The organism is Bradyrhizobium sp. 23 (assembly GCF_023073295.1).
Classification (GTDB): Bacteria; Pseudomonadota; Alphaproteobacteria; order Rhizobiales; family Xanthobacteraceae; genus Bradyrhizobium; species Bradyrhizobium canariense_D.
The window spans coordinates 10,231-22,296 of the sequence record NZ_JADPJF010000145.1 but is presented as its reverse complement, the minus strand read 5'-3'; the positions used below and the strand labels follow the sequence as shown (position 1 = coordinate 22,296).

Sequence of the window (12,066 nt, the reverse complement as noted above, 5' to 3'; positions counted from 1 at the left end):
GGATCCGGATCGCGCCCGCCGTACTTTTGAAAGTCATATGGCTCGCGCCAAATGGGCGGCGCGTCACGGCTTTCGGCGTCTCCTGCAGCGCGGTTGGCCGAACGGCGAGGAATGAATGCCTTCGAAACGGACGTCACTTCTGTTGATGTCCGATCGCAAAGTTAGATCGTCCCATCGCGTAACTTCGTTTAACGGCGAATATCTGGGTTTGCGCAACCATAAATGGTCACATTTGTCGGGCTGCAATTCCGTCCAGGTGCGTTAAAGAACATACGGGGAAGTGGTACGATGCCAGGTGCTGACTGGAAATCAGAGGAAGCCTATCCTGACGCCAAGAAAGCAGAAGCTGCGGACATGGCCTGGGAATGGCTGCGCCGCAATTGCGAGTACCAAAGAGACTATATGGCCCTGGCCGCCAGCGAACGATCCAGCGCGATGGCGGACCACTTTCGACAGCGATGGGGGCTGTCTTTTCGCAGCTGATCCGCAAAAGACGTCCGACCAACAAGCCATTTTCTGGGCGCCTGAAGTGCTGTCGACCGTGCTGTCCGTGCGCGCAGCTGTCCGCCCGGCGGCGTCCAAACGGTACGACCTGGATTCCAGCATACTAGTGGATAGCGAGCTTCGTTGCGCGCAGGATGGATGGCATGCCATCGTGACGCTCGGAGGAGCGAAGCATCGCCTTTGGCTAGCAGAACTGCCACCGGTGGGCTCCTCGGTTGCTGTCGACCTGCCGATCGATCGCAATTTCGAGGTTCGTGTGCGGGCAGCTCATCGACTTTGGCTGGCGCTTGAACGGCGGCCCATCGGACCACCCCCTCTGACGCTGCCAATCTTGACCCGTCAACGGCTTATCCTCGCCTTGCGTGCAGTCGATGGGTCCTTGGAAGGAAACAGCTACCGCGAAATCGCGAGAGGCCTATTCGGCAACCATCGTATTCCCGATCGCGGTTGGAAAGCAGACCATCTCCGCAGCCGGACCATTCGCCTGGTCCGGGCGGGGCTGCGTCTCATGCGAGGCGGCTATCGCGCATTGCTCCGTCGCAACCGCAAAGACAGGGGCGAGGCGTCCTGAGCTTTTGGTTTATGGTGCGGCCCTGATATCTCACAAGACGATTGTAGTCGGCCGGCTTGAAGGCGGAGGGTTCTAGCAAGCCGCGGTTGGCGTTTTCCACTGCGGGTTGGCCGCGGTACTCGCCTAAAAACGAGCCTCGCCGTCGATCGGGAACGTCCGCACGCGCAAATGGACGTGCTAGCATTATTCAAAGCACCTATCGAACTTCTGCCAGGACCGAATACGCAGTTAGGCGCCTTCCGGAATTGCGGCCCTTTTGCAGAGCCGAGCGACCCATCGGCAAAAGGCACGAGCGATCTCGGGATTGTCACTTCGGTCCACAGCATACGCCCGATACTGCATGCCACTTGAAGTGCGCGATCCTGGTATCACATGGAGCGCCCCTGTCCGCACGAGATCGCTGACGATAATTTCAGGCGCCACAAGCAGGCATTTTCCGGTCATGACGGCCGGCAAAGCAAGGTAATTATGATCGTATCGCGCCCCCAACTTGATGTCCTTTGCGGAAAGGTTCATGGCCCTAAGCCATGTTGGCAGTATGTCGGGCCGCGATGTGATGTTCAGAATTGGCGTTGAATGGACAGTTGAGAGCGTTTTTCCCATGACATGATTTGGAGAACCTACGCATACGAGCGTCTCATTGTAGATCGCCCAATCGTCGGCCGGTTCAGCGATACAAAGATCGCGAGTGAGCAAGATGTCGAAATTGTCCGAGGATCTCGGCGGAGACAATGAACTGATCACGTCGACGACTACGCCGCCCGTCTCCGCAGAGAACGCCTGGAGATTCGGAATCAGAAAGGAGTATGCGAAGGTGGAAAGAGACGTGTGGACCACGAGTCGATTAGCGTCCGTTCGGATCCTACGCCGCATCCTTTTCGCGGTGAAACACACTGTGTCAAGCGGTTCGGCAACCGCGTTCGCGAAGAGCCTTCCGAATTCAGTCAATTCGTTCCGCCGGCCTCGCCGTTGCACAAGATCGGTGCCAAAGTAGTCTTGTAACACAGCCAAATAACGGCTGACCGAGCTCTGTGTCGTTCCCAATGTGCTCGCTGCACGCGTCACGCTTCCCTCGCGCGCAATGGTCACAAACACCCGTATAGCATTGAGAGGCACTTCATTGTGTTCGGCAGCCATTTTCTGCTCCGGTAGATCCTGGAATGTCCGCTGATTGTCACGGCGGGCCATTGCCGGAAATGAATGCTCCATCACATTATTTGATGTGTGTAGCCGGATTGCCGCTTATGAACGATTTCTCACGCGCAAAATCCGCCTACTTGCTACGGTTCGTGCGGTCTGGCCCGCAACTACCGATTCCTGTCGACGGTTTTTTAAGAGGTGATCTCGAGGTGCCGCCAAGCGGGCTAACCGCTGATGGAGCAGTCGACATCGAGGGTCGTCTAGACGACAGGACCACATCTTAAGAGCGTTTAGAGTGCGCCGGAGCAGAGCGGGGTCCTGAGTTCTCTTCTCAAATCTCGACAGAGTATCAGCGCAGCGTTCAGCGAAGGAAGCGAGCTTCAGCCACCTTAAGCTCGTGCATTTCTGGATTCTGATGGTCTCATCCACCGGCAGAATATCCTTCGTAGACGTTCTGGACGCCGCCGTCATCGATGATCCGTCGGGAGGTCTCCTGCATGGCGTTCGCAGCAGCACGGATGCCGTAATTGCCAAAGATCATCATGCTGACATTGCCCAACGTTTTGACCCGCTTGGACTCGAGGTCAGGGTAGGCGTTCGGCACGATCACCAGCGGCACCGCTTCCATCCAGGCGCGCGAAAAGCTTTCGATCTCGGAAGGATTCGTCATTTTCGAATGGATCAGGATCATGTCCGCGCCAGCCTCCGCGCGCGCCGGACGCAGGGCCTCCGCTTCGCCGAGGCTGGCAATCAAGGCTTCGGTGCGGGCGATGACGAGGAAATCAGGGTCCGATCTGGCCGTTATGGCGGCCTCGCCGATCACAACGGCGTTGGCGCCGGCCCGCTCATATTCCGTGATAGTGTGAATGACACTGATCGCATTGCCATAGCCCGCATCAATGTCCGCGACGATCGGCAGCCTCGTGCGTCCGGCGATCGCCCGCAGCATGTCCAGATGCTGTGTCATTGAGATGAGGCTCGTGTCCTGCAGCCCATAAGGCACAGACAGCTCAAAGCCGGACGCCCACAGTCCGTCAAATCCGGCTTCTTCCCGCGAGAATCGCCGAAAATGGGCTGTGGGCGGCCATGATTTGGACCAGGCCAGTCTCGGCCATGCGGGCGCGCAGGCTTTTGGCAGGGACATCAGATTGGGTTTCAGGACAGGGTCGCGCAGGCGGCGATGATTCGGTCGCAGGCCCGGTTGAGGTCCTCGAACGAGGAAGCATAGGAAATCCGGATATAGGGCGAGGCCATGAAGCTGCTGCCGGGCACGACAGCCACGGCGAAAGCGTCGAGCAAATACATCGCAAAGTCACTGTCTGTTTCGATCAGCTTGGCGTCCGGCGTGCGCTTGCCGATAACCCCCTTGCAGGACGGGAAAACATAAAAGGCACCGTCCGGCACACGGCAAGCAAGCCCCTTGGCCTGGTTCAGCCTGGCGACGACAAGATCGCGGCGCTCCAAAAACGCGCGCACGAACTCTTTGATATGGTCCCGCCTCCCTGACAGCGCCTCGAGCGCGGCATGTTGAGAAATCGAGCTGGTGTGCGAAGAAGTCTGGCCCTGGATGAGGTTCATGGCCTTGATTAGCGCCAGAGGTCCGGCACCATACCCGACGCGCCAACCGGTCATCGCGTCAGCTTTGGACACGCCGTTGACTGTTAAGGTGCGCTCGTAGAGATCCGGCGCGACTGCGGCCATTGTTGCGAAGTCGGCTCCGTAGGTGAGCTTTTCATAGATGTCGTCGGATAGCACATGCACATGGGTACGCTCGTGCAACACCGCAGCGAGGGCGAGCAAATCACCCCGGCTGTAGACTGCGCCGGTCGGATTGCATGGCGAATTCAACATCAACCATTTGGTGCGCGGCGTGATCGCCTTCTCCAGCGCCCGAGGGCGGAGCTTAAAGCCATCGAGTTCGCTGCAGGCGACGACCACCGGCTTGCCGCCGGCCAGCGCCACCATGTCGGGATAGGAGACCCAGCATGGCGTTGGGATCACAACCTCGTCGCCCGGATCGAGGCTAGCGAATAGTGCGTTGAACACGACCTGCTTGGCGCCGCAGCCCACCGTGATCTGGTCAATACCGTAATCGAGGCCATGATCGCGACGGAGGCTCTCGCCGATCGCTGCCCGCAGTGGCTTGATTCCGGCGGCCGCCGTGTATCTTGTATTCCCGTCGCGGATGGCTCGGATGCCAGCTTCACAGATAGCGGACGGCGTGTCGAAATCCGGCTCACCCTGGCTAAGCGTAATCACGTCGGCGCCCTGATCGCGCAGCTCGGCGGCGCGAGCCGTCATGACCTTGGTTTGAGAGGGACGGACGAGTTTGAGCCGTTCTGAAACGAGAGACAAGACGCAATATCCTTCGATTTCGAATGAGCGGTTTCGTGGCGTCTACCCGAACGCGAACGACCAAACTAACCGGGTGATCGCAGCATTGGATAAAATCATCGTAGATTGCGATAAGTGTATCGCTTCTTCGTGCGGCTCTGTTGGGCCGTTCGCAGCGCGTTGCGTCTTCGCTCTCCCTCTTCATCAGACTGCGTTAGAAGTGCCAACTATCGCATCTTCGCAAGCTTACATCGAATTATTCGATAGTGTCATCCTGCCGCAGCAGTTCAGGTTTTTAAGGTCGTACACAATCGCGGATATGCCTGATGACACAAGCGCCCAATTTCGGTGGTCCGCCAATGTCAGTGCCGATCTAAGAATTCGCGGGCGTGGCATCCGTAGGAATGGAAGTGGAACCGGAGGGGGTGATGACCCATATCGAACTGACGTGACGGCAAGCCATCGCAGGCGCGGTTGCCGCAAGCGTGTTGGCCAGCAAGGCGCCGGTGCTGTGGAGGGTGAGCCTAAGACATTGACGCGTCGCCGCCTCAAGGTCGGCATGTCCGGATTTCCGCGATCGTTAGACCCGGTCTTAGCGACCGATACTGCCATTCGCCGGACCATGCCACAGCTTTTCGAAACGCTGATCGCCTTCGACCATGCCCATGATATGGCGCTACGGCCCGGCTTGGCCGAGCGTTGGGAGCGGATCAATGCGCAGTCACTGCGGCTGTTCCTGCGCAAGGGAGTGGCTTTCCATGACGGAACGTCTTTGACCGCCGAAGATGTCGCCTTCAGTCTTGGTCCTGACCACCTGCTCGGACCTCGACGCCCCGGAATGTCCCAGGCGCTTCAGTGCCTTGATCGGCTCGAGAAAGTCGAAATCGTTGATCCTTTTATCGTCATTGCCAAGGGCGGCGACGCGCTCCTTGAGCAGCGTTTGGCTGCTTGGGGATCGGAGATCGTCAGTCAGCGCGCCTTCGTGGCGGCGGGCTCGTGGGAGCGATGGACCACAGCCCCTGTGGGAAGCAGTCCTTACAAGCTCGTCGACCACAAGCTCGATATTCGTGTCTCGCTGGCTGCCCACGATTCGTATTGGGGCGGTCGCTCCCCCGTTCGATGGCATCGAATAGCGCATCCTTCCCGAGCTTTCCGCGCGCGTGAACGGCCTGCTCGCCAGCGAGCGGACCCGGAAAAGAGGCGTTCTATCTGACACCTGACGCGATCCTGGTTAGTGCCGGCAAGACTGTTGCCGGGTTCGGCTACGAAGACGTTGAATCATGTTTCGAAGCGCTCGCTTGATCGAGGAAGAGACGCCGCCCGCCACGCGACTGTCGTAGACCAGACTTGGCGCTACGCGAATCGTAAGGGCGGCCCGGACCGGCGCTTCAACGACAACCGGGAGCTACCGATCGGCCTATATGGCAAAATCGATCTTCGCGCGTCCAACGGAGTGAACCAGCGGATCCAGTGTTCGCGCTTGAAGCAGGCCGAGAGATTTGTCGCATCCCTCACTGCAATGTCTGCTTGAGAATGCGATCCCGATAAGCGCCTCGCACGGCGCTCCGATACGCGCCGCTGATCGTGCGTCGGACAGGAAACGGCCTCAGGCCGGGAGATTTGCTGAGTCCATGCTTCTCGCGCAAGCCAGAAGCTAATTCAGAAACCCCAAAGCTTGGCAGATTCCTCAGGGCTACCGATCAGCCGATGCGCAGATCTTCGGCGCTCGTCTTGCCCGAACGACCAGCCATCAGCTCGTAGCTGACCCGCACGCCTTCCGCGAGATCAGTGTAGCCGGCCTTCTCGACCGCGCTGATGTGAACGAAGAGGCCAGCTCCCCCGTCTTCTGGCTGGTGAAGCCGTATCTCTTGGCCGCGTTGAACCACTTCACAGTCCCCAATGCCATTGCATTATTTCCAAACTGAAGTTCCGCGATCTAATCGAAGAACTGCCTGACCATAAGGACGTCCGCGCGACCCCTCACGTTGAGCGCCCATCACGCGTCTACAACCGTTTACGCCCAGGGCGGTTTCTGCGGGCCATCGGTCGTGGCGGCGCAGCCGGCAATGGCGGTCGCTCATCGCCAGCTGGCTCATCGGCCTGTGCCTCGGGCTGGCCTTGCGCCACACATCGATCGAGCTTCTCAAGGACCTCAAGGACCTTCCGTCCCTCCCCAGTGATGGTCCAGTATCCCACCTCGCGGTCGATGAGCTTTTGTCCGAAGATGTCGAGGTTCGGCTCGCGGCTCGCGATGCGCTTCATGCGCGCTGCCCACTCGGGTCCGCTGGTGTAAAAGATGGCCAAGTGCTGTTTGACGACTTCAAGAGCGGCTCGGCCGCCCGGCTGGCCGGCAAGTATCTTCAGTATGGATAGCTGAAAGCTCACATGCGCACGCAAAGATTCAAGGAACTCCCGACGATACCCGCACTAGCCACGGCCGGGTAGCGTACATCAGCGCTTTCAAACGAAAACCTTGCCGAATAAGGCTAACGAGGCAGCACAGTACCGCATTCATATGCAGCCTTTCCTGGACAAACCCGTGCAAGGCCCAGGAAGGGGAAGTCACGATCGACGTCTATGGCTTCCTAACTTGTGCCACCAATGTCGAGAGCACGTCATTTTCCAAGGTGCCAAGCCTGGGATCGAGGCCACGCAGCTCATCAATGTGATTGCATATCGATGTCTGTGATCCAGCCGAGCAAACGAGTCAATCCCGCTAGGTCCTCCTAACGGATGAAATCACGCTCGTCATGTGGTCGCATCGCCGCCCTCTCCCCGGTGAGCAGGCGATGCCGGTTGTCTTGTTTGCGACGTGCTGTCGATCTCCCGACAAGTCCGCTTGCAGAAGAGCGAGCATCTATTCAATTCGCCGCAGTTGGCATGGGCTTTGAAGAGTGAGATGGGCGGCGTTGAAGAGCGAGATCCCATCGATTGCTCAGGAGTGCAGGGATGGCTTGCGGGATGATAAGTCTTCAGTTCGTGGCATGGATCGGGTCCGACTTCGGGCCTCCAATCTTTGGCATCAACGCAGTGGCCCGCGCATGAATCGCCTCTATGATCGACCTGGCTCCATCCCGATGCGCGCCGTTTCCATTGCACGATTGCGGTGATTGGCCAATTCTGGCGCGGCATTTGCAACCTCTCCTTGGCGCTTATTGATGCGAAAATCGGCGCCGCGCTGGTCGAAGCCCGGTGGCCAAGCCGTGGTCCGTTTTTGCGTCTAAACGTGCGGTCGCACGAGGCTGCCCGCGAGCAGCATCGCAGGCTGACCGCGAATTCACGTCAGAACGTAATACTCCGTGAAAGAGCGGTATTTCGTTCGCCGAGGCAAACGGCGGCCTGATGATATGGACAAGATAGCCAAGACAAAGCCGGCATTAATCTGGCGACCAGAAGGGACGAGACGGGCAGCTATCCGTCGCTTCTCTATCGAGCTCGGCGAAACCGCGAAGCTCGCGTTGCCAATGGTGCTGACGCAGGTTGCGCAGGTTGCGATGATGACGACTGATCTTGCCTTCATCGGGCGTATCAGCGCTGAGGCGCTCGCCGCGGCAGCGCTGGCAGGCCGGCTCTATCTCATTAGCGTCACATTCGGCGTGGGACTACTAAGTGCCATTGCGCCTTTGGCGGCGCGGGCGTTTGGGGAAAATAATCTAGGCGCGGTACAGCGCTCGCTGCGCATGGGCCTATGGCTGGCCCTGATCCTGTCATTCCCGATCATTGCTGTGGCGCTGCGAGCAGAGCAAATACTGCTTGCCTTGGGCCAGACCCCAGATGTGGCGCAGCTCGCCCAGCAATACCTCTTCGGATTAGCCCTCGGCACGGCTCCGGCACTGGCGTTTTTGGCTATCCGCAATTTCATGGGTGGGGTCAATCGGCCACAGCCAGTCTTCTGGATTACGCTATCCGCCATCCCCCTCAATGCGTTGTTGGTCTATATTCTGGCCTATGGGAAGCTTGGGCTGCCCCGGTTGGAGCTGTTCGGGGCAGGTCTTGCGACCACGCTGGTCAACTGCGGCATGTTTTTGGCGGGCTTGTGGTTCGCTGCACTGCGCCGGCCGTTCCGTGAGTACCATGTGCTTGCGGATCTCTGGCGTTTCGATTGGCGCGCAATGCGGCAGCTCATCGCATTTGGGACGCCGATCTCCATCGCTTCATTGATCGAGTCGGGACTATTTGTAGCCACGTCGCTCGTTGCGGGCTCGATCAGCAACAGCGCACTGGCCGCTCACCAGATTGTTGTTCAGGTTTCCTCGACCCTGTTTATGATTTATCTCGGCATTGGGACGGCTGCTGCCATGCGCGTTGGCCATGCCGCCGGCCGCGACGACCGTGCAGGCGTCAAGCGGGCGAATCTGGCGGCGATGTTGCTCGGTATGGTCATAGCTACAACGCTAACGCTTACGTTGATCACCGTGCGTTTTGAGGTCGTGGAGCTGTTTCTGGGCAGAACGGCTCGCGATTCGGAGGCAACGATCAGCCTCGCTGCAACGCTCCTCATCGTCGGCGCAACCCTCTTTATCACTGACGCCGCCCAGTGCATTACGGCAGGCGGCCTGCGCGGGCTGAAGGACACGCGGGTGCCGCTGCTGTTTGCGACTATTGCTTGGTGGCCGATCGGCTTTTCCCTCAGCTATTGGCTCAGTCTGAAGATCGGTTTGGGGGCCGTCGGTATATGGATTGGCTTGTCGACCGGATTCACAATCTATGCGGCGATCCTCGTGCTGCGGTTCCGCCACTTAGCAAGTCGCCCTCTCTGATGCGCGCGCATCACTGATGCCAGCGGCGACGATATGTCGGGGTGCTTGCCCGTGCGGTTGTGACCGGGGCGAACGCCCGGACTGAAAATTGAAGGTTTCGCGTCACGGCGCGACTGCAGGGATAACATAACAAGAGATAGTAACTCGACTAGCATCATATTTTTCGATCATTTCATTTCAAAAAACGATAGCCAAAGTGGTTAGCTCGTTTGAGTGCGAGTAGGAATCCTCACGGCGTCCCTGGCGATTTGGCTTTCCAACTTGTCACTCCTGCCAGAATGGCTCAACGGGTCCCTCGCTTCGAGAGCAACGCCGGCAAATCGAGCAGCCCAGCGGCCGCGCACCCGGCGTCGATACGATCACGCTTAGTCAGGGCATATCAGTTTTCGAGACGCCCACCGGTGTCTGCGACCGCCACAGCTGTGAAATGCCAAGCACACGAGATGCATCGCTTTCGCAGGAATCAAGCCGCCAGGCGAAACGATCTGCCGGCAGCATCGGTCACGCTTGCTGGCTCAATCGACGTCGACCAGATCAGGATCGGCTAGGGCGCCGAGCAGGTTCTCCTGGACGCGGCATTTGCTACCCTTGCTTGCTGGACATCCTACCTGACGTCCTCGCCGGATTCGAGCGATCCTCGGGGCCTGTGATGAATTCCGTGGCTTCACGCCGCGCCCGCAGAGGTGCATCAGGCGATCGTGATCAGACCAAACCACTGACAGCGCAGCCTCCGTTCAAGACAAGCCGGGCCGATCTACAGCTGAGGAGAGCTGCTGGCGCTCGCACGCCGCTAATCCCGGCTCGGGAGCGGCCGTCGCGCTGGCCGGGCTTTGGTCAGCATGGCTGAGAGCGCCATACCCGCATTGCGCTCGCGCTAGCGATCAGCCTCGGCTCCAAGTCGATGGCGCTGGGCTGCGCCAGCCAGGTCCTGGTCGCTCCCGGTCCGCTACGTTCCAGTTAGAGGAAAGCTTTACATGTCCGACCGACCGAACCGGGATCGGGTTCTCATCGTGCTGTTCGATGGGCTTCGACCCGATCTCGTCAAACCACCATTGACGCCGAATCTGGTCAGGCTGCAGCGCCGCGGTGCGGTGCTGGCCAGGCAGCGCACCGTCTCGCCCAGCGAAACACGAATAGCGCTCACGAGCCTCGTCACTGGCGCGACGCCGGATCGCCACGGCATCATTGAGATCAATATCTCGACAGGCAGTCGCCCATACCGCGCTCTGTCGACACGAGCGACGCGCGCCTGATCGAGCACCTTGATGCCGCGAGCGAGGGCCATCTTACTCGGTGTGCCATCACTTGGTGAGATCCTGGCGGCGAACGGCAGGACCTTCTCAGTCCTCGCTTCCAACTCGGCGGGGGCAAGGCGCCTGCTGAACCATAAAGCTCGAAAGCTCGGACAAGTGAGGCTCTCCGGCCACTTCCCTTGCATCGCGACCTCCGCCGAGATGCTCAGACAAGTGGAGACCCTGCTGGCGCCGACGCCTGCGGCGTCCCCCGCCGGCAACCCAGATCTTGCCTCTCAAGCCTTCCTGACTTCAGCGTTCCTCGACGTAATCTGGCCTCAAATTCGGCCCGACGTCGCAATCCTCTCCTTCCGCTGCTGGTCTCGCATATCTTTTCAACCGTACGAGGTACGTCCTGTCCATCATCGATAAAGATCTCTGCGAGCGCACGACCGGTCATCGTTGCCCGTCGCGAAACGCCCAGAAGACCGAGCACTGTCGGCGCAATGTCGCAAATGCCTGAGGGAACTTGCGAGACGAAGTCGTTTTTCGATCAGCGGTCCCGCCAAAATGCCGACCGACGACATCTCGTTGGCATGCCACCCGCCGTGCACTCCGAAGCCGACCGCCCCATCCGCACTCCAGGTGCGGCCCATAAGGCCAAATGGATCGAGGCCATCCGACCGGAACGAGAACAGAATGTCCGCCGATCGGCATGGTCGGCGAACACCAAATGGCGGGCAAAGCTGCCGCCGCAATGCCATAGGCCGCGCCACCGGCGGTAAACACCGGACCACACCAGGGCCGCTCGATCATCGATCCTACTGTGCGGCGGATAACGGCGTCCGATGGCTCGGCGAGGTAAATTGCTCCGACTTGGCCAGGTATCACGTGGCATCGATCCCGGCCGCCGGTGCCGGGCCGCAGCCCGGCAGCCTCGAGCGTCTCAAATAGATCGGCCCGCGCATGCACCGTCACATGTCCATGATCGGGGGCGGCGATCAGGTGCACGCCAAGGGAGACGTCCTCAGCCTCCTACCAATCGAGCACGCGGCGCAACTGCCGATCGACAAAGCTGATCGCTGCCATCGTCTTTGGCGCGCCAGTCCCACAATCGTGCGAGGAAATATCGGGCTCCCCGGTGCATACCGGCAGCACCTTCGTCGTGTGCAGGTCGGTGAGGCAGTCTATCTTGATTTTGCTCGCGTCGTGGGGCGCCCCAACAACTGACATAACTCAAGCTCGATCTGCGTCCCGCAAGGGCCGGTCTGCTGTCATCGATGGTGAAATTCGTCGAAAAATTCGATGGAGCGCCAAATTTAAGCGCTGGCTCGAGAGTCATTGCACTAATTCAAACCCCCATGTTTGCTACCACATACGAACAAATGCACCCATCTCCGTCGGGGACCGATTTATGTCGAAAGTTTCACCATTTCATTCAACGAAACCTGGTGCGCGAAGCGTCTATCACGACAACGACAAGTGTACCGAGGGCAATAACATCGAACGGCAGAATCTCGCCTCG

The 12,066-nt window shown here is 59.2% G+C and carries 10 protein-coding genes and 1 pseudogene; 5 read left to right on the top strand and 6 right to left on the bottom strand.

Annotated features, from left to right (window positions below; all coding sequences use genetic code 11):
- The first annotated feature begins 222 nt into the window (after positions 1–222).
- The gene (locus IVB32_RS33200; protein ID WP_247412748.1) at positions 223–483 is read left to right on the top strand and encodes a DUF6499 domain-containing protein; all 261 of its coding nucleotides are present in this window, start codon (positions 223–225) and stop codon (positions 481–483) included.
- Between the two features lie 46 nt (positions 484–529).
- Positions 530–1,075: a DUF2285 domain-containing protein gene (locus IVB32_RS43200; protein WP_346731126.1), complete on the top strand. Its 546-nt coding sequence runs from the start codon at positions 530–532 to the stop codon at positions 1,073–1,075.
- A gap of 228 nt (positions 1,076–1,303) precedes the next feature.
- Here the strand turns inward: IVB32_RS43200 and IVB32_RS33190 are convergent, their stop codons facing one another.
- From IVB32_RS33190 to IVB32_RS33180, 3 genes are all read right to left on the bottom strand, one after another.
- The gene (locus IVB32_RS33190; protein WP_247412746.1) at positions 1,304–2,212 is read right to left on the bottom strand and encodes a LysR family transcriptional regulator; all 909 of its coding nucleotides are present in this window, start codon (positions 2,210–2,212) and stop codon (positions 1,304–1,306) included.
- 424 nt (positions 2,213–2,636) lie between these two features.
- Positions 2,637–3,359, bottom strand: coding sequence for an isocitrate lyase/phosphoenolpyruvate mutase family protein (locus tag IVB32_RS33185; RefSeq protein ID WP_247412744.1), 723 nt, complete (start codon positions 3,357–3,359; stop codon positions 2,637–2,639).
- A gap of 11 nt (positions 3,360–3,370) precedes the next feature.
- Positions 3,371–4,570 carry a pyridoxal phosphate-dependent aminotransferase gene (locus IVB32_RS33180; protein WP_247366733.1) on the bottom strand — a complete coding sequence of 400 codons (1,200 nt, stop codon included), beginning with the start codon at positions 4,568–4,570 and terminating at the stop codon, positions 3,371–3,373.
- 511 nt (positions 4,571–5,081) lie between these two features.
- Between IVB32_RS33180 and IVB32_RS33175 the strand changes: the two genes are divergently transcribed.
- A complete protein-coding gene (locus tag IVB32_RS33175) occupies positions 5,082–5,762 on the top strand; it encodes an ABC transporter substrate-binding protein (RefSeq protein ID WP_247412742.1) in 681 nt (226 codons plus the stop codon).
- 487 nt (positions 5,763–6,249) lie between these two features.
- Here the strand turns inward: IVB32_RS33175 and IVB32_RS33170 are convergent.
- Positions 6,250–6,455: pseudogene (locus tag IVB32_RS33170) on the bottom strand (cold-shock protein).
- Positions 6,456–6,553: 98 nt separating this feature from the next.
- Positions 6,554–6,811, bottom strand: a complete 258-nt coding sequence (locus IVB32_RS33165; RefSeq protein ID WP_247412739.1) for a hypothetical protein — start codon at positions 6,809–6,811, stop codon at positions 6,554–6,556.
- Positions 6,812–7,896: 1,085 nt separating this feature from the next.
- Here IVB32_RS33165 and IVB32_RS33160 point away from each other — a divergent pair.
- A complete protein-coding gene (locus IVB32_RS33160) occupies positions 7,897–9,309 on the top strand; it encodes an MATE family efflux transporter (protein ID WP_247293746.1) in 1,413 nt (470 codons plus the stop codon).
- 974 nt (positions 9,310–10,283) lie between these two features.
- Positions 10,284–10,562 (top strand): alkaline phosphatase family protein, encoded by a 279-nt coding sequence (locus IVB32_RS33155; RefSeq protein ID WP_247375718.1) that lies wholly within the window; start codon positions 10,284–10,286, stop codon positions 10,560–10,562.
- A gap of 1,014 nt (positions 10,563–11,576) precedes the next feature.
- Here the strand turns inward: IVB32_RS33155 and IVB32_RS33150 are convergent.
- On the bottom strand, positions 11,577–11,774 hold the full coding sequence (locus IVB32_RS33150; protein ID WP_247412738.1) for a hypothetical protein: 198 nt from the start codon (positions 11,772–11,774) through the stop codon (positions 11,577–11,579).
- Between the last annotated feature and the right edge of the window lie 292 nt (positions 11,775–12,066).

Bases quoted from the DNA above. Each gene is read 5' to 3' on its own strand.
- IVB32_RS33200 (WP_247412748.1), top strand. From the start codon at position 223: ATGGTCACATTTGTCGGGCTGCAATTCCGTCCAGGTGCGTTAAAGAAC.
- IVB32_RS33190 (WP_247412746.1), bottom strand. From the start codon at position 2,212: ATGGCTGCCGAACACAATGAAGTGCCTCTCAATGCTATACGGGTGTTT.
- IVB32_RS33185 (WP_247412744.1), bottom strand. From the start codon at position 3,359: ATGTCCCTGCCAAAAGCCTGCGCGCCCGCATGGCCGAGACTGGCCTGG.
- IVB32_RS33165 (WP_247412739.1), bottom strand. From the start codon at position 6,811: ATGAAGCGCATCGCGAGCCGCGAGCCGAACCTCGACATCTTCGGACAA.
- IVB32_RS33160 (WP_247293746.1), top strand. From the start codon at position 7,897: ATGGACAAGATAGCCAAGACAAAGCCGGCATTAATCTGGCGACCAGAA.
- IVB32_RS33155 (WP_247375718.1), top strand. From the start codon at position 10,284: ATGTCCGACCGACCGAACCGGGATCGGGTTCTCATCGTGCTGTTCGAT.
- IVB32_RS33150 (WP_247412738.1), bottom strand. From the start codon at position 11,774: ATGTCAGTTGTTGGGGCGCCCCACGACGCGAGCAAAATCAAGATAGAC.